The sequence below is a fragment of the Thalassovita sp. genome (assembly GCF_034670005.1).
Classification (GTDB): domain Bacteria; phylum Pseudomonadota; class Alphaproteobacteria; order Rhodobacterales; family Rhodobacteraceae; genus Thalassobius.
Genome location: NZ_JAXMOH010000007.1, coordinates 58,662 through 80,695, shown reverse-complemented (window position 1 = coordinate 80,695; position 22,034 = coordinate 58,662). Strand labels below are relative to the sequence as shown.

At 58.5% G+C, this 22,034-nt stretch carries 16 protein-coding genes; 8 read left to right on the top strand and 8 right to left on the bottom strand.

Annotation, left to right across the window (positions count from 1 at the left end; all coding sequences use genetic code 11):
- Positions 1-39 precede the first annotated feature (39 nt).
- The 3 genes from VOI23_RS13080 (at position 40) to ppsA (ending at position 6,573) form a co-directional block, all read left to right on the top strand.
- Positions 40-2,577, top strand: coding sequence for a hypothetical protein (locus VOI23_RS13080; RefSeq protein ID WP_323785313.1), 2,538 nt, complete (start codon positions 40-42; stop codon positions 2,575-2,577).
- A gap of 368 nt (positions 2,578-2,945) precedes the next feature.
- The gene (locus VOI23_RS13075) at positions 2,946-3,944 is read left to right on the top strand and encodes a hypothetical protein (RefSeq protein WP_323785312.1); all 999 of its coding nucleotides are present in this window, start codon (positions 2,946-2,948) and stop codon (positions 3,942-3,944) included.
- A gap of 244 nt (positions 3,945-4,188) precedes the next feature.
- Positions 4,189-6,573 carry a phosphoenolpyruvate synthase gene (ppsA, locus tag VOI23_RS13070; protein ID WP_323785311.1) on the top strand — a complete coding sequence of 795 codons (2,385 nt, stop codon included), beginning with the start codon at positions 4,189-4,191 and terminating at the stop codon, positions 6,571-6,573.
- 352 nt (positions 6,574-6,925) lie between these two features.
- Here the strand turns inward: ppsA and VOI23_RS13065 are convergent, their stop codons facing one another.
- The 3 genes from VOI23_RS13065 to VOI23_RS13055 all read right to left on the bottom strand — a co-directional run bounded on the left by VOI23_RS13065 (position 6,926) and on the right by VOI23_RS13055 (position 9,565).
- Positions 6,926-8,023 carry a DUF4365 domain-containing protein gene (locus tag VOI23_RS13065; RefSeq protein WP_323785310.1) on the bottom strand — a complete coding sequence of 366 codons (1,098 nt, stop codon included), beginning with the start codon at positions 8,021-8,023 and terminating at the stop codon, positions 6,926-6,928.
- 518 nt (positions 8,024-8,541) lie between these two features.
- Positions 8,542-9,270: a nucleotidyl transferase AbiEii/AbiGii toxin family protein gene (locus VOI23_RS13060; RefSeq protein ID WP_323785308.1), complete on the bottom strand. Its 729-nt coding sequence runs from the start codon at positions 9,268-9,270 to the stop codon at positions 8,542-8,544.
- 1 nt (position 9,271) lies between these two features.
- Positions 9,272-9,565, bottom strand: coding sequence for a hypothetical protein (locus VOI23_RS13055; RefSeq protein WP_323785307.1), 294 nt, complete (start codon positions 9,563-9,565; stop codon positions 9,272-9,274).
- A 364-nt stretch (positions 9,566-9,929) separates the two neighbouring features.
- Between VOI23_RS13055 and VOI23_RS13050 the strand changes: the two genes are divergently transcribed.
- Positions 9,930-10,196 carry a hypothetical protein gene (locus VOI23_RS13050; RefSeq protein ID WP_323785306.1) on the top strand — a complete coding sequence of 89 codons (267 nt, stop codon included), beginning with the start codon at positions 9,930-9,932 and terminating at the stop codon, positions 10,194-10,196.
- Positions 10,197-10,820: 624 nt separating this feature from the next.
- Positions 10,821-11,573, top strand: coding sequence for a hypothetical protein (locus VOI23_RS13045; protein ID WP_323785305.1), 753 nt, complete (start codon positions 10,821-10,823; stop codon positions 11,571-11,573).
- Between the two features lie 397 nt (positions 11,574-11,970).
- Here VOI23_RS13045 and VOI23_RS13040 read toward each other — a convergent pair whose 3' ends face one another.
- The 3 genes from VOI23_RS13040 to hppD form a co-directional block, all read right to left on the bottom strand.
- Positions 11,971-14,427, bottom strand: coding sequence for a S8 family peptidase (locus VOI23_RS13040; protein WP_323785304.1), 2,457 nt, complete (start codon positions 14,425-14,427; stop codon positions 11,971-11,973).
- A complete protein-coding gene (locus VOI23_RS13035) occupies positions 14,393-15,409 on the bottom strand; it encodes an ATP-binding protein (RefSeq protein ID WP_323785303.1) in 1,017 nt (338 codons plus the stop codon). The genes VOI23_RS13040 and VOI23_RS13035 overlap by 35 nt, the downstream gene beginning before the upstream one ends.
- Positions 15,410-15,727: 318 nt before the next feature.
- Positions 15,728-16,825: a 4-hydroxyphenylpyruvate dioxygenase gene (hppD, locus tag VOI23_RS13030; protein ID WP_323785302.1), complete on the bottom strand. Its 1,098-nt coding sequence runs from the start codon at positions 16,823-16,825 to the stop codon at positions 15,728-15,730.
- A gap of 141 nt (positions 16,826-16,966) precedes the next feature.
- On the opposite strand from hppD, the gene VOI23_RS13025 reads away from it, so the two are divergent.
- Positions 16,967-17,422, top strand: a complete 456-nt coding sequence (locus tag VOI23_RS13025) for an Lrp/AsnC family transcriptional regulator (protein ID WP_323785301.1) — start codon at positions 16,967-16,969, stop codon at positions 17,420-17,422.
- 17 nt (positions 17,423-17,439) lie between these two features.
- Positions 17,440-19,317 (top strand): monovalent cation:proton antiporter-2 (CPA2) family protein, encoded by a 1,878-nt coding sequence (locus VOI23_RS13020; RefSeq protein WP_323785300.1) that lies wholly within the window; start codon positions 17,440-17,442, stop codon positions 19,315-19,317.
- Between the two features lie 131 nt (positions 19,318-19,448).
- Here VOI23_RS13020 and cobT read toward each other — a convergent pair whose 3' ends face one another.
- Positions 19,449-20,462 (bottom strand): nicotinate-nucleotide--dimethylbenzimidazole phosphoribosyltransferase, encoded by a 1,014-nt coding sequence (cobT, locus tag VOI23_RS13015; protein WP_323785299.1) that lies wholly within the window; start codon positions 20,460-20,462, stop codon positions 19,449-19,451.
- 76 nt (positions 20,463-20,538) lie between these two features.
- Here cobT and cobS point away from each other — a divergent pair, with 76 nt between their 5' ends.
- Positions 20,539-21,300: an adenosylcobinamide-GDP ribazoletransferase gene (gene cobS, locus VOI23_RS13010; RefSeq protein WP_323785435.1), complete on the top strand. Its 762-nt coding sequence runs from the start codon at positions 20,539-20,541 to the stop codon at positions 21,298-21,300.
- A 129-nt stretch (positions 21,301-21,429) separates the two neighbouring features.
- Here cobS and VOI23_RS13005 read toward each other — a convergent pair whose 3' ends face one another.
- Complete coding sequence (locus VOI23_RS13005) at positions 21,430-21,939, bottom strand: CarD family transcriptional regulator (RefSeq protein ID WP_323785298.1); 510 nt, start codon at positions 21,937-21,939, stop codon at positions 21,430-21,432.
- Positions 21,940-22,034: the final 95 nt, after the last annotated feature.

Genomic DNA, 22,034 nt, shown 5'->3' with positions numbered 1-22,034 from the left:
AACTTTGCTTTAACGCTTTCGTCTGAAGGACTTGGCCTGTTGCATCGCGCACCGACGGGCTGGCACCTTGTTGGGAATGTCCCTTTCGACGCCAAAGACATGCCCCGGGCGCTGACCGCGTTGCGGGAATCTGCGGCTCAACTCGACCCTGACGGGATAACAGTCAAGCTGGTGCTGCCAGCGGATCAGATCAAATATCTGACCGTACCGACACAGGGCGCCGATCAGGACGAACACGAAGCGTTGGCACACAAGGCAATCGACGGGGCCACGCCTTATGCGCTGAATGAATTGGCTATAGATTGGACGGAACAAGACGGTCAGCTCTATGTTGCCGCGGTGGCCCGGGAAACCTTGACCGAAGCCGAAGCATTCGCCCATGAACATCAATTCAACCCGGTAAGTTTCGTCGCTCAGCCGCCCAAGGGCACCTTTGTCGGCGAGCCCTTTTTTGGCGGCACCCATATCGCAACCGAACTTTTCGGCGGACCGGTGACACCGGACAAAGACGCGATTGAATTAATTGGATTGGCCCGTTTTCCCGAACCGACCCCCGCGACAAAGCCCGCACCGGAACCAAAACCAACCGAACCTGCCCCGATGATTGAAGAAATCGGCGTGCCAAGGTTCGATGTTCTTGATGCCCCGAAAAGCGCAAAACCCCCGTCTGTCGTCAAGGCGCCCAAGATAGCCGAACCCCCAAGCGAACCCGAAGATTACGAAGCCGCCGCCAGGTTGGCTGAAGCCGAAATGGGACCAGCGATACCACTGACGCCGGAAGAAGAAGAACTGGCACGAACAATGCCGCTGGATGGGGCGGAACTCACCGCAAAATCCGAAACTCAGAACGACCCTGTGCCCGATGCCGAGCCCGCTTCGGAGACAGAGCCGCCGGCACCCGACACTTCTGAACCGGAACAACCTACCGTGTCCTTTTCTACTGTTCGGACACAACGGGAAGAGGACGACAGCACGCCATCGCCGCTGCGCGGTTACAAACGTCGGCCGCATGACGCACACGCTTCGGTCCCGGAACAACCACCCTCGCCCAAGCCGACCCTGACGGCGGATATCCGTCAGGACGACCCCGAAGCAGCGATGCTTCATCTGGGAGAAAGCCTGCGGCCGACCGATCAGTCCCTCCCCGCGCGCGGTACCGGATTGCCATTTTTCAATAGCGGCAAGCCGTCCGATGACCCCACGGACGATGCCGCGCAAATAGCCGCGCCCAATGGCCTGCCTGCCGCGCCACCGCTGGCAACGGAACCAGCCAACGAGGCAGAGCGGATGACTCTGTTCGGGGCCCGCGAAGGCGGTCGCCGCGCCACAAAGCCGCGTCATCTGGGCCTGCTGATGATCGCGCTTATGCTGATCGGGTTGGTGATCGTGGCCGGTTGGGTATCGTTCAGCGGCGGACTGACCTCCTTACTGGGCCGCGACGCCCCCGAAACCATCGCCGAAGTTCTGGCTCCTGACGGCGCGACCGAAGAGGAGCTGGCCGAAGCTGGCACACCGGCCACGGCCTCGACCGACCCGCAGGACGGCGACGCGATCGCCCTGCCCGCGCCCGATACCGATCCGGTGCTGCAAACCGGCGAAGAAGCGCAGATTGATCCGGCTGCACAGCGCCCGCCGACGCAGCAGCAAACCGAAGAACGCTATGCCACCAGCGGCATATGGCAGATGGCTCCGGATCAGCCCTCGGCTCCGCCGGAAACGGCGCTTGATGATCTTTATGTCGCGTCCATCGACCATCCGGTTCTGGCTTTCGATGCGGTTGCTCTACCCGATCCGGCACAGGCGCTGTCCGATACGGTGCCGACCGAACGCGCCAATCCGGTCGCGGCCGGAACCCGTTTCGATTTCGACGAGCGCGGATTGGTCAAGCCAAGCAAGGACGGGGCAATGTCGCCCGAAGGGATCCTGATCTATTCCGGTACGCCCCCTGCTGTGCCGCCGAAATGGCCCGAACGTCAGGAAGATCAGGGCGCACTGAGCCTGCCCGAAACCACCCGGCTGGCTGCGGTCCGGCCGAAACCCCGCCCCGAAGACCTGATCGAACAAACCGAACGCAGCAACCTGGGGGGGCGGACGCGGAGCGAGCTGGCGGGGTTGCGGCCGCGGGAGAGACCGGAGAGTGCGCAGGCGATTGCGGCGGCGGGGGTGGCGGAGACGGCGACCGAACAGGCGGTGCTGGCGTCGTTGAAACCGAAGGACCGGCCAGCGAATTTCGCCGCCCTCGTGGAGCGGGCCGAGCGCAGCAAACCGGCGGATACGCAACTGGCCACCGGGTCGATTTTCAAACCGCAAACCGTGCAGCCCAGCCTGCCGAGCAAGGCGTCGGTCGCCCGTCAGGCAACGGTGAAAAACCAGATAAACCTGCGTAAAATCAACCTGATAGGCGTCTACGGCCAAACCCGCGACCGGCGCGCATTGGTGCGGCTGTCGAATGGCCGCTACAAGAAGGTGCAGGTCGGCGACCGGATCGACGGCGGCAAGGTCGCGGCGATCGGAGAGGCCGAACTGAGCTATGTGAAATCGGGCCGCACCATCACCCTGAAAATGCCCCGCGGCTAAGCCGCCGCTGCCCGGAACCGGCCCGACTGCGGCCTGCCGGACAGATAGGCTCTGTAGTGTTTTTTGAGGGCATTTGTACAATTTGCAGTGGGAAAGACTGCATATGCCCCAGGGGCGGAGATGTGACAGATTTGTCCCTTGGTTAGTGTGTGAGGCTGGGGGCTTAGAGCCGTTGCTATAAGGCAAGCTGCGAATGACTTCTGACAGCCCAAAGCGGCCCCACAAACCTTGGCGCGAAACTGCGGTAACTGACCTTCGCCGCGCGGGTCGCGAACCGCTAGGATGCGGGACTTTGTTGCCGTTCCGTTATCGCTTATATGTGCCAATCGTGGTATCATCCGCGTCCGTCCATTTCAGCAGGCATTTATATGGAAAAGAAAAGTAGCTTCCACGAGATGATCCCAGATGGGTGGTGCAAAGATCCGGATAAGTCCAAATTTCTTTTCCGGCTCTACTCAATTGTTCCGTGCTCGATTGCACAACTTACCGAGTTTTCATCGGGCCAGACTTCATTTCCACAAGATGACGGCGTGCCAATTTGGCTAGGGTTATGTGACTTGCATGCGGACCAGCTTCTCAGCGTAGAAACCGGGCAGGTTCACAGCGACCCAGAGACTGGCACCGTTATCCTTCCTAATAATGTTAGAAATTTAAACCTACCCCGAAGCGCCTACATGCTGCTAGCGACCCCTCACGCGATTGACGGTGTCGAATTCAAGGAGCCAGTAACTCGCTCACGCCTTGACCGCGTGGAAGCCTTGCTGTCAATCTATTTTGGAAGCAATGCTGTTTATCGGCAAGTATTTCAAGCGATCTTTGAGGCACAGCCAAACGGCCAATACAGCTTGGACGGTGATGTAATGGCGGTTATTCAGTCGTCCAACGGTCCTAACATGTCTCCAGAGAATTGGCGGCTCTTTGAAGAGACCAGCTCTCGGATTGACGGTGTTGAAGACACCGAAAAGAAGGCTAGGATAAGGCGCTCACTGGAGTTCTATCAAAGTGGGAAAGCATCCCACGACACGGCTCTCAGCGAGAAGTTCTTTTTCTATTGGACGGCGATCCAAATCCTCTGTGAGGGAGGTGGGACGATGCAGACCAACCGCCAACTCCAAAGCATCTATGGGTTCTCGAAAGAACAAGTTGAAGCCGACCTTCTTTGGAAGGGAATTGTAGATCTGCGAAACAGTTTCTTTCACGCCGGGGTGAAAATCGAACTTTACAAGGATGCTGAACGATACCTTCAGTTTTTATTTCTTGATCTATTGCGCCACGAACTGGATCTTAATCCAGTGGGCGCGGCACTTTCCTCTCAATCCAATTTGGATCTAAGTCTCTTCAAGCCAGACATCTTGCAAGAGGCGTAAGAAGCTCTTTTGACTTGCCTGCGCCGCCCATTCCGCAGTTGTCCCTTTTCTGTCGAGAAGGGCTCAGAGTCCGAATTCGCCGCACTCAGCTTTAAGGTCCGCTGTCGGAAAATCGCCCAGACTTTGAAAACTCCGCTTCCTGCGCATTGCTGCCCCTCCCCAAACCAACCTTGATCTCCATCAAGGCCCGCCGGGCGCGTCCCGCTAGGATGACCCCAGTGCCACTGATCCCTGGAGCGATGCCATGCCGACAGATGACGAGGTCGTTTTCTTTGAAACCCTGCGCCGCGATGACGTGCCTGTCGTGGGGGGCAAGAATGCCTCTCTGGGCGAGATGGTGCAAAAGCTGGGCGCGGCGGGGATCCGGGTGCCGCCGGGATTTGCCAGTACGGCCAACGCGTTTCGCCGCTACCTGACGGCGAACGGCATTGACGGGCTGATCCGCAGCACGATGGCGGGCTATCGCGACGGCCGGATGACGCTGCGCCAGGCCGGGGAAACGATCCGGGCGGCAATCGTGGCGGGGCATTGGCCGGAAGCGACCGAGGCGGCGCTGCGCGCGGCGTACCGGGTATTGTCGGAGCGCGCCGGGCAAGACGATATCGCGGTCGCGGTGCGGTCGAGCGCCACGGCAGAGGACCTGCCCGATGCCAGTTTCGCCGGGCAGCAGGAAACCTATCTGAACGTGCGCGGCGAAGACGCTCTGCTGATTGCCTGCCGCAAATGCTATGCCTCCTTGTTCACCGACCGGGCGATCAGCTACCGCGACGCCAAGGGGTTCGATCACATGCAGGTGGCGCTGTCGGTCGGGGTGCAGCAGATGGTGCGGTCGGACATTGGCGGGTCCGGGGTGATGTTTTCGATCGACACCGAAACCGGCTTCGACAAGGTGGTGCTGATCGACGCGGCCTGGGGATTGGGCGAAAACGTGGTGCAGGGCACGGTGACGCCGGACGAATACCAGGTCTACAAGCCGTTTCTGGACCGCGACGGTGTGCGCCCGATCATCGACAAGACGCTGGGTGCCAAGGAAAAGAAGATGATCTATGCGGCGGACGGGGACGCCGGGCCGGTGCGCAATGTGCCGACGTCGCGGGCCGAACGGGCGCGGTTCGTGCTGAGCGATGACGAGGTGCTGGAGCTGGCGCGCAAGGCGGTGATCATCGAGGATCATTACGGCGTGCCGATGGATATCGAATGGGCCAAGGACGGCAATACTGGCGAACTGTTCGTGGTGCAGGCGCGGCCCGAAACGGTGCAATCGCGCAGCGGGGCGGCGGCGTTGAAGCAGTATTCGGTCGGGGATCACGGGCCGACTCTGGTCACCGGGTTGTCGGTGGGTGAACAGGTCGCCAGCGGGCGGGTGTGCCTGATCGAGACGGCCGAGGATATCGACCGCTTCGTCGATGGCGCGGTTCTGGTGACCTCGAATACCGATCCCGATTGGGTGCCGATCATGAAACGGGCCTCGGCCATCGTGACAGATCATGGCGGCCGCACCAGCCACGCGGCGATTGTCAGCCGCGAACTGGGGGTGCCGGCACTGGTCGGTTGCGGCGATGCGACCTACCTGCTGCATGACCAGCAGGAAATCACCGTGAGCTGCGCCGAGGGCGATATCGGTCATGTCTATGACGGCCCGGCGGAGGTGACGGTCGAAGAGATCGACCTGACCGAGGTGGCGGATACCCGGACCAAGGTGATGCTGAACATGGCCAACCCGGCCACCGCGGCGCGCTGGTGGCGGTTGCCGGCGGATGGGGTCGGATTGGCGCGGATGGAATTCGTCATCGCCAACACGATCCGGGTCCATCCCGAGGCGTTGATCCATTTCGACGCTCTGCGCGATACGGCTGTGCGCGAGGAGATCGAAAAACTGACCGCAGGGTATGCCGACAAGACCGAGTATTTCGTCGACCGGCTGGCGCTGGGGCTGGCCCGGATTGCCGCCGTGGCCTATCCCAACCCGATGATCCTCAGGATGAGCGATTTCAAGACCAACGAATATGCCGACCTGCTGGGCGGGGCGCAGTTCGAACCGACAGAAGCCAACCCGATGATCGGCTGGCGCGGCGCGTCGCGCTATTACGATCCGGCCTATCAGCAGGGGTTCGAACTGGAATGCCGGGCGGTGCGGCGGCTGCGCGAACAGATCGGGTTCGACAACGTGATGGTGATGATCCCGTTCTGCCGCACCCCCGAAGAAGCCGACCGGGTGATCGCGGTGATGCAGGGCCAAGGGCTGGAACGCGGCGTCAACGGGTTGCAGACCTATGTGATGTGCGAAATCCCCTCCAACGTGGTGCTGGCGGGGGAATTCGCCAAGCGGTTCGACGGGTTTTCCATCGGGTCGAACGACCTGACCCAGCTGACACTGGGCATCGACCGCGACAGCGACAAGCTGGCGCCGCTGTTCGACGAACGCCACGAGGCGGTGCAATGGATGATCCGCACGGTGATCGAAAAGGCGCATGAGGCGGGCGCGAAAATCGGGCTGTGCGGTCAGGCCCCATCGAATTACCCCGATTTCGCCCGCGTTCTGGTCGAAGCCGGGATCGATTCCATATCCGTGGTGCCGGACAGTTTCGTTCAGGTGAAAAAACACGTCGCGGCGGCAGAGGCCGATTAGGCGGGATAGCCGGGACGGACCGACAGGGGGTCGGTGGTGCTTTGGGTCTGTGCGGTTTGTGAGGGCAGAGAGGGCTTTGAACGGCGGGGGGTGCGCATTGGGGACGGGGATTTTCGGCCCACAGCCGACCTTGGTCGCCACTCGCCATGCTGCATTGCGGCTTCACCAAACCAGCCGTTCGTGCATCGCGCAGCATATCGGGAACATGAAGGACGGCAGAGCGGGACCTTTCGGCCGTTCGCTGCATCTGCGCAGGAATCTATTTTGCAGGTCGGTGCGCTTGGGCGCGTACAACATTGCCCCATGCGACACCCAAACGTTGTCTTGACTGCGTGGCGACCAACTCGGCGATCTAAGGCACCTTTAACTTGAGAGATTGCAGATAAACAGCATCCGCCCGGTTTGGCCACTTCATGGAACAATAATCCCGATCCTCCTCGGGAATATGAAGAATGCCAGCCTCGGTTTTGAACGCCGTTTCCAGTTTTGATATCTGCAACCAAATACTCATTGAATCCAGTTCAGCATGTGCTTCACGAAACTGACAATACCAACTCAACTCATAGAGTTCCAGCTCGTCGAAACGACGCGCTAAACCAAGTGATTTTGCGTGGTCGGGAAAACCGTCGTACAGGCCGAGCAAACCGTCGAGGCCGGCCAAGGAATAGGTGCCCCCCCTCACAACCATCTTCAGAATTTGGTCAGCACCCAACTTCTCGCCAAATCGACGGGTTAGGTCGGCCAGAACTTTCCCAAATTCCTGCGAGTCAACTCGCGAAAGGTGGGGGCCTCTCTTGTTCAATTTGTCGATAGCTCCATTAAAAATCGCGATGTGGCCGCCCTCGCCAAGGTGCTTGAGTAAGTCTGAAGCCAGCGCCAGTGCCTTTGGATCATACTTTGAAGAAAACACCTCGAACAGCTTCTGAACGGCCATTAACTGAGAGCCTTTGGTTACACCAAGCGCGATCTCCGGTAGGTGGTGCTGGAACGACAGGCTTAGCTTGTTTTCTTCGGGCACCTTAACCAGAACACTTCTCGCCCCGTATAAAATTTCCTCTCTGCCAATAAGGTATTCTTGCAGCCACAAGTAGTGAATTTCGTTGCTCCGCACATTCACCAAGAGTAGGAGAACCGGGACCCTGAACTGGTTTGCGTACTTCAGATAATCGGTTTTAAGTCGAACATAATAGCCGCGATTCCTATAAATAGGCTTGAGCGTTCCCTTGACTTGAATTTTCACGAGCGCGCCAGATAGTTCTTCGACACCATCTGTGATGTCGATAAGCTCTGCTTCCAGATCGATCCCAAAGTCATGCGACTGAGTTCGACAAATCCAGTTCGGAGCGTCCAGGAACGCTCCTTGAGCAAGATGTTCAGCTAGATCACCAGTCCTCTGAGAAACTGATCTTTTGGGCAATGTTCTTCTCCGAGATGTGTCTGCAAGCTGCATCAGCTACCATCATTGTGGTATACGCTCTAGCAAGAACTAATGCACCAATGGCTGCAAAGCGTCCCGCAACATTGGCATGTCGGAAGCGGCATGGATGCCTCTCCTTGGGGCCGAGCACGTTGCTGCGCCTGCAAACAGATTCGCCTCGCTGCGGGATGCATGAATGTCGCTGATGGGCTCGAAGCCGACTTGCTGCAGCACGGCGACCACCTCACCCAGGCGAGGTGGTCATCTGGCGAGGACGGCCCAAAGCTGCCGTCGTCGGCGGCTCCACATGCCGCGTCGCAACCTCCCATTAGCGGACGTTGGCCATATCATCCGGTGCAGCGGTGCAGTTTCCCCAAACCAGTCATTGTGGCTTAGTTGTCGCATTGGCTATTCAGAGGGCTGTGTTGAGGAGTTTTCTGCAGTGCTGTCCATTGGAACTTAGAAAGTTTGACCTCGTGTCCTAACCACGCCGGAATTGAGGCTTGCAAAAATCAAGCGCGGCGGAGAGTTTTGCCATCGACTTTCGAAGTCTAATCATATGGCGATGGTTCGCGCTCATATGCCCCTCCATGAATCCGGAGCACCTCTTCGACCACAGCGCTTTCAATTTGCATTTTTTTTGCGCAGCTTTCAATGTGTTCAGGATGCCGGATTTTATCAATAGCCTTCCCGAAATCCTCACGAACCTTATTTCCGTAGGCCGCCTCGGCAATACCCCAAGCCTCTTTAGGGATAGGGCCCCATCTCGAGATCATTACGGATAAATCCAAGATGTCTCGGCTCGCCACCTCTGGTGCGTACCAGCGATCAGAGTTAGCCAACAGCTTCTCTGCATACATGCAAGGGCGACTCAAGATTGGCAGTCCGTAGCGTGCGTCAAGTTCACCCTGAAGGTCGATTCGTACTTCACGAACAATCTCGAACTTGATGTTAGCTCCCTGACTTTGGACCACGGTCCGGAGGCCATATTGGTTCGCCCGCACCTCTCGAACGCACTCAAGTTGCGTCTTGGGTCGAAGGATGTTGTTGAGATTGGGTTGCCCTGCAATTGCATTTCGCAGGGTTCGATAACCGTCTTGGGTCGCACATAGAAAATCAATATCGACACTCTCACGGTATTCGTCTAGCGCGAGTACAATAGCGGTGCCGCCGCCAAAGTAACAGCCTGTTTTCGCAAGAAAATCTCCATCTAAGGACCTCAAAACGTTCAGGATGGCGTTATGATGGTCGCGACGGAACGAGACTTCTTCGAACGTCATTTCAAGCAGGCATAAATACGCCGTTGCCGAAACGGGCAACAAGAGTATCAAGCAACTGCTTCTCTTCTACATCGAAGTTCTCGGCCTCTACTAGGCGCCAGTTGTTTTCGTAAAGGCCAAGCGCCTCGGGGCCGTCCAAGACAGCATTGTCAGGGCGGTTCCAGCACAAAGTGCGTAACTGAGGATATGCGTTCGCATGGATTTGCATAATTGAATATTTATCAGATTCCGTTGCTAGTTTCCAGCTTTTCTCTATAGCGAGCCGCAACTTGTGATCAGCGTTGGCTGCGAGCATATGCACTATGCATATGTGGTGATTAACGCTTTGCTTGCAAGGAGGTTCCTATGTTCACCGGGCCCAACAGCATCTGCCGACGAGACTTCCGGCATTATGCGGCTAAATGATCCGTATGACTAACATAACATCGGCGTTCTGGTCTCCAGCCAGGAACGGCTGCTTTCGTCAAACTGAGGCAGCTACCACCGCGCCGATGCAGCGAAAACCCGCCCCTCGTGTCGAGGTGACCGGGGATGTCATTCACGGCCCATTGCTGCCTCTCATCGATTGCTCAAAATGCTGCGACCGCATCCCGCTTTGCGGACATTGGCTTCCGTGATCAGTGCTTCTATCATCTACCGCAGACCAACGAGGAAATCAGATGGAACGCGAACCCAACCTTGTCATTTCCAGCGCCTCACAGCGCATCGTTGAGGATGGGGTGCCATTCAAGGTGGATATCTACAAACTCGAAGGCGGGGACGGCTGGTCGCTGGAAGTTGTGACCGCGGATGGGACATCCATTGTTTGGGACGACCTCTTTGAAGACGACCGAGCCGCATTTGAGGAAGCGATCAGCACCATTCGTAGCGAAGGCGCAGTAGCTTTTGCCAACGGTGGTTCAAACGTCGTCCCGTTCAAACAGTAGGTGAACAGCCCCTCCTGTTCGATAAGGACGGCCCTTACCAGCCATTCATTGGGTCAGGCCGCGCCGCAATGCAGCTTCACCGAACCGGACTTTCGCTGCGAGCGCGAAATCCAAAGGTGGTTGAACTCACGCTCAGCGGGACGAAGTGTGAGTTCGTGTCTAGAGAAGCAATGTCAGCTTTCGTTAAGTTCGGAACACTATCCTTTTGGCCGAAACCTGACTATTCTGGCCTGCAACGCCCCGCGTCGGCCACAAGCGCGGATTACCGGGACCGTAGAAGAAATGTTGCCGCCTGAGGTGATCGAATGACTTTCTTGCGGAAGTTGCTTTATGTTGTTGTGGCAATCTTGGCTGGCACTGCTGTTTTCGCGGCGGCTCACGTCTATCGGTATGGATGGGACGCTGCCACCTACAACGGGCAAGACCCTTGGGCGCTGTTTTTCTTTGGCATAGGCGGTGCCTTTGTGCCGCTTGCCGTTGCAACTGTGATAGCCGGGATTGGGAAGCTCGTATCACGATCTAGCGGCTTCCTCAGCGGGTGGTTAGTAATCTTTGCTATAGCCACCGTACTATTCGCAGCACCAACTTTCTACGTAGCCGCCAGTTTAAACTAAGGGAATTTTTTTGAGATCAATTCTTTCTCCATTTTTGTTTGCTGCCGTGATGGGCGCGCCCGCTCTTGCTGAAGTCGGATTATGCCCAATCTCCGCTGACTTTGTTACAGAGCCTGAAACGCGCGAGACGACAGAACAAGTTGGACCCATTGCCGTGAAAAACACGACAATGCGCGCCTTTGTCGATGGCGCAATGGTTCAGATTGAGTGCACGGGAGTATCCCCGGATCAGGTTTTTCCGGGCCAGAACGACGATACCATTCTCGCAAACTACATCCGTTTCTGGTCGATTGAGCCGACCGGTCCGGCCTATCGAGACGGCGACAACTTTGTGATCGAAGGCACAAAAGAAATCCAGGGAATTGAAGTAACCTACACCTATCGACTGTTCCGGTTTGCGAACAGCTTCGCAATGGTCGCAACGGGTGTACCTGGCGGCGGTCAATCGACTGATGTTGAACATTTCCTCACCAGTATCGAGGTGACATCGGCGTCCCCCGAACCATTCACGCCAGAGGAATTGGCCGAAGGTCGGCGCAACCACATCGCGGCTTGCTTGCCTGCAGTTCGCGCGGACAATGAGGCGCGGCAGTTAGGTCTTAGCGAAGTCGAAATCACCTATTTCTGCTCTTGTACCGGGCAAAGGTACTTTGCTGAGTTCACGCGGCTTGAGCTTCGCGTACTGGCTATGGGCGATGATGCGTCACTTGAACAAAGACGTTCAGGTATCCAGACCGAGTGCTTCGAAGACGCGATTAGGTAGCCTACGCCGCACGGGCCTCAGCCCTATTATTTGCCCTTAGAATATTCCGCACAGTGGTCGCATGCCAATTCCCGCCCCGCGCGGTTTTGCCCCGCGCGCGTTCAATTCCGCCGCTACTTGACGAAGGAACGTGCAGGCTGATTGCGGAAAACAGACATTCAAGCGACATGCAGCATTCGACACTTTGGGCTCGGAGCGGTCATGCGGCGGTGCGGCACAACCGGGTCCTCGGGCAAGGCCCGGGCAGGCGCAACCGGCCCATTCCGGACCTTCGACCTGCCCACAAGATGCTGCGGTAGCAGCCCGCTTTGTGGTCATTCGCTGCGCTGTGCGTCAAACCGGAAAGCCGGACGACAGCCGCGAGGATAGATGAAGTGGTAAAGACCAAGGAATTTGTTCAGACCTGAATTTCCGCTTGAGGCGCCACTTTCTGTTGGACTTCCGCATAAAGATCCACTTCTGCCTCAGTCGCATCGATTTCGACGACCAATGAGAATCGGGCCACGCACCGCTCAGGGTCCACATTGCGGTTTTCTTTCCACCAGCCACCAACCGGATAGACCGCAAGGACCCCGCGACGGGCAAGATCGCTGGCAGCGACAGTGAGTGTATCGATGTGCAGGGACCCGACACTCCGGCGATTGTAGCCGAAATCCCATTCGCCACTATCAGGGCCGTTATCGTCTGGTTGGTCTTCAACCGCCGTGCGGCCAACACGTTGCGTGAAGGCATCAATCTCTTCATCCGCGCCCTTCAGCGCAAAACGAAGGCCATGAGATGCGTATCTGTTCTTTCGGCCACGAGCGACCTCTGAAGGGTTTGGTTCGATGAAGGTGCTCAGGGCAACACGCAGGGTAACGTCCTGTCCGACCAAGCTACGGAGAACGTTCGTCGGCCATGGCAGTTCAAACAACTGCATTTCGTTCAATTTCCGACCTGATCCCTTGTTCTCATAGGGACGAATGGAATCCTCTACGATCAGCGTGATTGCGCTGCTTGCACTGTTAAGGGCACGTTCAAGGTTCGGCTGACCATAACCGTATCGGGTGAACATGACATCGTAGGCACCCTTCCGATTTCGATCCGCTGGCGCAATATGCGACCACATCCGGTCGGTCCACCGTGCCGAGGCAACATAGAGGGCACGGATCGTCTCTGGCCAGAGGTCGGGGTAAGAGGCGCGAAGCAATGCAATTTCACGTGCCGCCAATGCCGTCGCGGCACTGGTGTCCGAGATGTGAGTGAAAGACCGTGCAGGGTAGTTCCTGCTCGTCGTAACCAACATCAGATCAGAATGTTGATTGGGCGTTGTTGAAAAACCGTCGTCGTACCAATTGCCGCCTTCGAGTACGACATCAGGTTTGATTGGCCAGGTCTTGGTCCAACTCGCCGTGCGGGACATCGGAGCGAGGTCCCCAACTTCAGCCAAAGTCGCACCATGTGTTGGCCCACCAACACCGTTCATTTCGGTCATCGCACCCACTGCGATTGAGTTCCATGCTTGGGAAGGAGACTGAACCTCTCCCTCATCAAGGTCATCGCATTTGCTTAGGTAGTCTGCATTTCCATCATGTTGGGCATCAATATTACCAATCGAAGTCACGATAAGTCGCCGCTGCTTCACTTCGCCGGACCGACCAGCGGCAAGCTGGTCGAGTTCAGTGGACCAGGACGTAGGTGCACCGCTGTGAGGAGTGTCAAGGTGTGTGGTCGTGGCCAAAGCGAAGGTCCGCAACCTATCAGGCTCAACTTCTACCGCGTTGATGGCTTTCTGCGTCCTGTCCCCCAACAGATGATAGGGGTTATGACCTGCATCTGGGATCACCTTTGCCGACTCCAGTCTATGAGGGACATAGATAGCTGCGGTACTGTTCAGTAGAGTTCGCAGATCACCAAAGAGTGCCGCCCCTGCCATCCTCGATCCATGACCATGCAGGTCTGCGAGATCCCATCCAGGCACAGCCGAATGGCGATCTGCTGCATCAAACGCGGGCTGGATTAGCGGGTGCGCCAACGTGATGCCCGTATCCAAGAGTGTGACATAGGACGCCGCCTGCTGAGCTTGAGGGCCATACTGTGTTCGGCCAAGCACATCTTGCATCCAATCGACCTGTTCCTCCGCTTCGAGGCCATCCACGAAGTCGATGGGTATACCAGGCGGAGAAACCGAGCGGACCGAACCTGTGCCAATGGCAGTCCTAGCCATCTGGCCGATGTCACCTTCAACGAGAACGACGGTATCCTCTGGGAACTCCAAGCGATCAGGGTAGACCGTTAGCCCTTCCTGCACTGCCCTGGCAACGAATTGGTCCACTTCTGCTGGTTCCAACCAAACCTCCCAAGGGATCGGGCCCGCCGCAAGCGGGAATGGTTTGTTTGGATGTCGCCATAGGTCCCGAAGCCCTGCTTGGGCTATTGTGTCGATACTGTTCGCAAGGTCAGCATTCTTTGGGCGTGTTTGCCCTTGGTTGTTCGGTTTGCCGTCTTCTGTTGCGAATTGATCAAGCTTCTCGCGTAGCTTGGTCAACCCACCAGCCGACTTACTCGCTTTTACAATAGCGCGACCTGGAACCTGACTATCGGGCTCAGCGTCCCGCACATTCAGAAGTGCTAAGCCGCTTACATCAAATTTGCCTGGAAGAAACGCTTCACCCGGGCGGCCTACAACTTCGATATAGGTGGCGCTTGCTTCGGGCAGTACCTCTATGGTGTCCAATGCTGCGATCAGTCGGGCGGCATGTGCTTGCCTATTTGGTACGTCTGTCGGCGTATCGGTAACGACCCGCCTTCCCTTGAAATCTTCAGACTTCGAAATCCCGTTAAGAACTATGTGAGGAAGATTCCGTTCTGCCACTGCTTATACCCAACGCCTGCAAGTCTCGTCGGCGCCCAATTGAATGCAACAAATCAGCCGACGTTATTGTCTTTTTCGAATCCAATACTGCCCGACGTGCGGCGTCCATCGCGGCCTGAATTACATCAGAGGATGAAAGACCATGGGCCTGCTCAACCACATCGTCCCAGATAACCTCAGATAAATCAAATCCAATCAGACGGCGCGACATGGCTTTTTGCATGGCCTCGGCGGTGGGTAGATCATACATCAATACAAGGTCGAAGCGGCGAAGGATCGCCTTATCCAAAATCCGTGGCAGGTTGGTTGTTGCGATGATCAACGAAGGCCCCGTGTCTTCCTCCATGAATTGGAGAAACGAGTTCAGGGTTCGCCGGGCTTCGCCAACGTCATTGTCACCGTCTCTGGTGGCGGCAAGGGCATCGATCTCATCGAACAGGTAGACCCCTCGTTGAGTCCTTACTGCCTCGAATATCGCATTCAGTTTGGAGGCCGTCTCCCCCATGAACTTCGATATCAACCCGTGCAACAGCACAGAATAAAGAGGAAGCTTTAGCTCACCAGCCAATGCCGATGCGCTCATCGTCTTTCCGGTACCTGGGGGACCTGCCAGAAGGACACGTTGCCTGGGTGTCAGCCCATGTTTCTCCAGGATGTCGCGTTTGCGGAACTCGACAACGAGTTGCTCAAGCTCAGACGACACAGATTCTGGAAGGATGAGATCATTCAGCCTGGTCTCTGGATACGCAGTCCCAATGATCGAAGCCAACTCGCCCCGTGGCTTGGCGATCAATGTTGGGGTTGGAGTTTGCGACTTTGGCGTCTGCCCCGCTTCAACCCACTGACGAAGCTGTTCGGCCAGACGAGTATGGCCCTTTTGCTCCTCCGCCGACGCAAGCTGAAGCGCGAGATCGAAGAATCGCTCTTCGTTCCCCTCAACGTGACTCTTCAAGAGTCCAATGAGTTGCTTTGCGGTTGCCACCAGTCTCGTCTCCCTGTTGAGACCTACCTTAGCCTGTTCAATAGAAATTGCGAATGCGACGTGACGCCATCGATCTGGTTTTTATGGATTGTTGCAGTCGGCGCATACATCATCATGAAAGTACTTTGCCAGGGCGCCTGTTGTATGTCCGCTTCCGGACCAGGACAGAGTGATCGTTGCATCCGCAGCGAACGGCAGCTCTCCGCCAATAGAGCGCGCCTTGGTCCGGGCAGGCGGGCGGTTGCGGCTTGATCCATTCCCCCTGCCCCAAACAAAAAAGCCCCGCCGAAGCGGGGCTTTGCACGATCCGGGGACCGATTATTCGGCGGCTTCGATTTCGCCGTTTTCGATCTGTTCGCGTTCGATGGATTCGAACAGCGCCTTGAAGTTGCCTTCGCCGAAACCGTCATCGCCCTTGCGCTGAATGAATTCGAAGAAGATCGGCCCGATCACGGTTTTCGAGAATATCTGCAACAGGATGCGGGTTTCGCCGCCATCGACCACGCCTTCGCCGTCGATCAGGATGCCGTGTTTCATCATCCGGTCGATCGGTTCGTCATGCCCCGCGACCCGGGTTTTCGACAATTCGTAATAGGCTTCATTCGGGCCGGGCATGAATTTGACGCCGTTTTCGGCAATCGCGTCGGTCGATCCATAGATGTCGTCGGACCCGACCGCGATATGCTGAATGCCTTCGCCATTGTATTTCTTCAGGTAGCTGACGATCTGACCGGTTTCGCCGCGATCTTCGTTGATCGGGATGCGGATACGGCCACAAGGCGAGGTCAGCGCGCGGGAAAACAGCCCGGTGAATTTGCCCTCGATATCGAAGAAGCGGATTTCGCGGAAATTGAACAGCTTGCCATAGAACTGGAACCACTTGTCCATGTTGCCCTTGAACACGTTATGGGTCAGGTGATCGAGGTAGTAGAAGCCGACGCCTTCGGGTTTCGATGCGCATAGCCAGTCGAATTCTGCGTTATAGGGCGAGGTGTCGTGATACTGGTCGGTGAAATAGATCAGCGACCCGCCGATGCCCTTGATCGCGGGCCAGTCCAGCGTTTTGTCGTCGCCATCATAGGGTTCCGCGCCCTGCGCCACGGCATGGTCATAGGCGTGCTGCGCATCGACCACGCGCCAGCCCATCGACGGGGCGCAGGGGCCGTGTTCGGCGACGAAGTTGCTGGCAAAGCTGTTCGGTTCGTCGTTCAGGATGTAGGTGATATCGCCCTGCTGCCACAGTTCGATATTCTTGGTCTTGTGCCTGGCGACGCGGGTGTAGCCCATGCGGGTGAACAGCGCGCGCAGTTCTTCGGGGTCGGGATGGGCGAATTCGACAAATTCGAATCCGTCGGTGCCGGCGGGGTTTTCGGGGCTGATCTTGGCCTGTGGGGCGTCATGCGGGAAAGGTCCCATGCGCGTATCCTCCTGTTCGCTGCGGTGTTGTGCTATGGATACAGGCAATCGGGCCGGAAATTTGCGCATTTTTCGTAGCATTCATTGATTGCCGTGCGGGATTGTCGCATTATAATTAAAGAAAACGACGAAAATACGCATATGCTGGATGAGATTGATAAACGGCTTCTGGCCGTGTTGCAGAAAAATGCCCATCTGACGGCGCAGGAGCTGTCTGAGCTGCTGAACCTGTCGGCCAGCCAGGCCGGGCGGCGGCGGCAGCGGCTGGAAGCCGAGGGCTATATCGTGAATTATGCCGCCCGGCTGGATCCGAAACGGCTGGGGCTGAGCGTGCAGGCCTTCGTGCAGGTGCAATTGGGCACCCACGGCCCCGACCAGGCCAAGGGCTTTGCCCGGCTGGTGGGTTTGCGCCCTGAGATCATCAGCGCCTGGACGCTGACCGGCGATGCCGATTACCTGCTCCGGGTGTATTGCACCGACCTGACCGCGCTTAACGCCCTGATCCACGAAGTGTTGTTGCCCCATCCCGCCGTGTCCCGGGTTCAGAGCCAGATCGTGATGGACCAGTTCAAACAAGACGCCCCGCTGCCAACCTGAAAGGCCGTTCCAAGATCATGCACGAGTTCCTGTATGCCGCCACAATTTACCTTCTGGCCGCGGTGATCGCGGTGCCCCTGGCCGCGCGGCTGGGGCTGGGATCGGTACTTGGCTATCTGACCGCCGGGATCGTGATCGGGCCTGTTTTGGGGCTAGTCGGTTCGGAAACCCGCGATTTGCAGCATTTTGCCGAATTTGGCGTGGTGATGATGCTGTTCCTGATCGGGCTGGAACTGACCCCGCGCACATTGTGGGACATGCGGCACAAGCTGATCGGGCTGGGGGGCTTGCAAGTCGGGCTGACCACGGCGGCGATGATGGCGTTTTCGATGGCATTGGGGCTGGATTGGCGCCCAGCGCTGGCCGTGGGGTTGATATTCGCGCTGTCATCGACTGCGATCGTGTTGCAGACCCTGTCGGAAAAAGGGCTGATGCAAACCGGCGGCGGGCGATCCGCCTTTTCGGTGCTGCTGACCCAGGATATCGCGGTGATCCCGATGCTGGCGCTGTTGCCGTTGCTGGCTCTGGCACCAACCGCGAGCTTTAACGAGGACGGGTCGATCGCGCGGGCGGGCGATCATGGCGACGCTGCGCATAGTAGCACGATGTCGCTGGTCGAGGGATTGCCCGGATGGGGCGTGACGCTGGTCACGCTGGCGGCCGTCGCGGTGATCGTGCTGGCGGGGGTTTTCCTGACCCGGCCGCTGTTTGCTTTCATCCATCACGCAAGGCTGCGCGAGATGTATACCGCGCTGGCGCTGCTGATCGTGCTGGGCATCGCGCTGTTGATGACGCTGGTCGGGTTGTCGCCCGCGCTTGGTACCTTTCTGGCCGGTGTGGTTCTGGCCAACAGCGAGTTTCGCCACGAGCTGGAAAGCGATATCGAGCCGTTCAAGGGGCTGTTGCTGGGGTTGTTTTTCATCACCGTGGGGGCCGGTATCGATTTCGATATGTTCCTCAGCGAACCGCTGGACCTGATCGGGCTGACACTGACCGTGCTGCTGATCAAGGGGACGGTCCTGTACCTGCTGGGGCTGCTGTTCGGGTTGAAGGGGCGCGGCAAGTGGCTGTTTACCCTGTCGCTGGCGCAGGCGGGGGAATTCGGCTTCGTGTTGCTGGCCTTTTCGCGTCAGCAGAACGTTTTGCCCAGCGGGCTGGCCGACCGGCTGTCACTGGTGGTGGCACTGTCAATGCTGGCGACGCCGCTGCTGTTCATCCTTTACGACCTGCTGTCACGCACCATGGGGGAAAGCGATACCCAGGAACCTGACCAGATCGACGAACAGGGCCCGGTGATCATTGCCGGGATCGGCCGGTTCGGTCAGATCGTCAACCGGCTGGTGCAGTCGAGCGGTTTCAAGACCGTGGTGCTGGATCACGATATGGAAACCATCCGGCTGATGCGGCAATTCGGGTTCAAGGGGTTCTTCGGTGATCCGACCCGGCCCGAACTGTTGCATGCGGCAGGGCTGAAGGAGGCGCGGGTTCTGGTGGTGGCGCTGGACGATCCCGGCGCGGCGGCGCGGCTGGTGGCGTTTGCCCGGCGCGAGAGGCCCGATCTGCATATCATCGCCCGCGCCCGCGACCGCAATCACGTGTTCCAGCTTTACGCTGCCGGGGCCAACGATATCGTCCGCGAAACCTTCGACAGTTCGTTGCGCGCCGGGCGCTACGTGCTGGAAAACATCGGGCTGACCGAGTTCGAGGCAGCCGAGGCCGAGAAGGTGTTTTATCACCATGACCGGGAAGCGATCCGGGAACTGGCGCAGGTCTGGGACCCGAATGTGCCCTCGGCGCAGAACCCGGCCTATGTGAAACGGGCGCGCGAACTGGAAAAAGATCTGGAAACCGCGCTGCTGGCACAGCTGGAAAAGCGTCAGGCGGAGGAAGACTGAGGCGGGGTTGCGTGGCAACGCCGCTTAAGGATGTCAGGGGCGCGGCTTAAGGGGGCGCTGCCCCCGTCGTTGAAAATCCTTGCAGATTTTCAACGACTCCCCCGGAGTATTTCAACCAAGATGAAACCCGGTCAGGCGTCCGAAACCCCGGCTTCGGCGAAGGTGGACATGCCGGAATGACAGGCGATGGCAGCTTGCAATATACTGATCGCCAAAGCCGCGCCCGAGCCTTCGCCAAGGCGCAGACCGAGCGATAGCAAAGGGTCTTTGTTCAGCTTTGCCAGCACTGCGCCATGACCGGCTTCGGCGCTGACATGACCAGCGACGCAGTGATCCAGCGCGCCGGGCGCGGTGGCTTCGAGACAAGCCGCAGCTGCACAACAGATGAACCCGTCAAGGATCACCGGGATGCGCAGGGCGCGCGCACGCGCTGTGGCCCCGGCCATAGCGGCCAATTCGCGCCCGCCCAGACGGCGCAGCGCCTCGATCCCGTCGCCCTGCCCGCCATGCAGCGCGACCGCTTCGGCCACCACCCGGGTTTTATTGGCAAGCCCGGCATCGTCGACACCGGTGCCGCGCCCGGTCCAGTCGGCCGCATCGCCACCAAAAAGCGCCTGCGCAATTGCGGCGGCAGAAGTGGTGTTGCCGATGCCCATTTCGCCGGTGACCAACAGGTCGGTATCCGTATCAACCGCATTCCACCCGGTTTGCAGCGCCTCCAGCAGTTCGGCTTCGGTCATTGCGGGGCTTTTGGTGAAATCGGCGGTGGGCCGATCCAGCGACAGCGCATGGACGGTCATCCTGGCGCCGAAGGTTTTCGACAACTGGTTGATGGCGGCACCGCCCTGTTGGAAATTCAGCACCATCTGTTCGGTGACTTCGGCCGGGAAGGCCGACACGCCCTGCGCGGTGACCCCGTGATTGCCGGCAAAGATCACCACTTGCGGCGCGGTGACGGCGGGGCGGGCATCGCCGCGCCAACCGGCATACCAGATCGCCAGATCTTCCAACCGGCCCAGAGCGCCCGGCGGCTTGGTCAGCTGGCCGTTACGGGCCTCGGCCAGATCGCGGGCGGCGCTGTCGGGATTCGGGGCCTGCGCCAGCAGGGAACGGAAGTCATCCAGGCTCTGGAAGGTTTGCGACATGATCGGGGTCCTTTTTGCTTTGTCGCCTGTTTATCCCAATGCTATCGGGGGGCAAGGAATAGAATGGACCGGGTCGATGCGCGAAAACGACACATTCGGATGGCAATGGCGCGATGTGGCGGTGGCGGTCGGGTTGTTGACCCGGTTGCCGCTGTCGCTGCCGGACGACGCTTATGCCCGCGGCGCGCGGGCCAGTTGGGCCTATCCTCTGGCGGGGGCCGTTGTGGCGGTATTGGCGGCATGGGTGGCGGCGCTGGCGCAAGCCGTCGGGCTGGAACCGCAAGCGGTGGCTTTGCTGGTGCTGCTGGCGATGGTGATGATGACCGGCGCAATGCACGAGGACGGGCTGGCCGACATGGCCGACGGATTCTGGGGCGGCTGGACCCGCGAGCGGCGACTGGAGATCATGAAGGACAGTCATATCGGGTCCTATGGGGTGATCGCCCTGATCTTGGCGCTGGCAGCGCGCTGGTGGGGGCTGTCGGTGCTGCTGGGGCAGCAGGACGGGTTGTGGGCGCTGGTGGGCGTTGCCGCGCTGTCGCGGGCGGGGATGCCTGTGCTGATGGCTTGGCTGCCCAATGCGCGCGACGGCGGGCTGTCGAAGGCGCAGGGGCGGCCTTCGCGCCGGGTGGCGCTGATCGGCTGTGGCGTGGCTTGGGCCGTGGCGGTGTTTTGCACCGGGTGGGCGGCGATCGGGCTGGCGCTGTTGGCGGCGCTGGCGGTGGCCGGGGTTGGTCTGTTGGCAAAGGCCAAGATCGGCGGTCAGACCGGGGATGTGCTGGGGGCCAGCCAGCAGGTTTGCGAGATCGCGCTGCTGCTGGCGCTGAGCCTGCCTTGACCGGCGAGATCAAGCGCAACATAGCGTGGCAACAGGGGCAGACACCGTTTCCCTGACACATCGCGCAAAGCCAAAGAAAAAGCCGCGCTCCCGAAGGAACGCGGCCTTTCATTTCCAAAGAGCCGGCGCTTAGGCCGCGCGCGACACCAGAACTTCGTCGACTTTCTTGGCGGCGGCGATTTCATCCCCGCCACCGACGGCGGCGACTTCGCGGGTCAGCCGTTCCAGCGCCGCTTCATAGAGCTGGCGTTCGGAATAGCTTTGCTCACGCTGATCGTCGGTGCGGTGCAGGTCGCGCACCACTTCGGCGATGGCGATCAGGTCACCGGAGTTGATCTTCTGTTCGTATTCCTGTGCCCGGCGCGACCACATGGCGCGTTTCACCTTGGCTTTGCCTCTGAGCGTTTTCATCGCCTGGCTGACCACGTCCGGGGTCGACAGCGAACGCATGCCGATTTCTGTGGCTTTGTTGGTCGGCACCCGCAGGGTCATCTTGTCCTTTTCGAAAGAGATCACGAAGAGCTCCATCGAAATGCCGGCGATTTCCTGTTCCTCGATCGATACGATCTGACCGACGCCATGCGCCGGGTAAACCACGTATTCGTTCGGGCTGAATTCAGATTTCTTCGTTTTGCTCATGCAATCCTTCCTCGCAAGGACCCCTGAACCAGAGCGACAAAAAAACCGGCGAGGTATTTGCATACGCTCGTCATATGGAATTTTGGCGCAAAGTG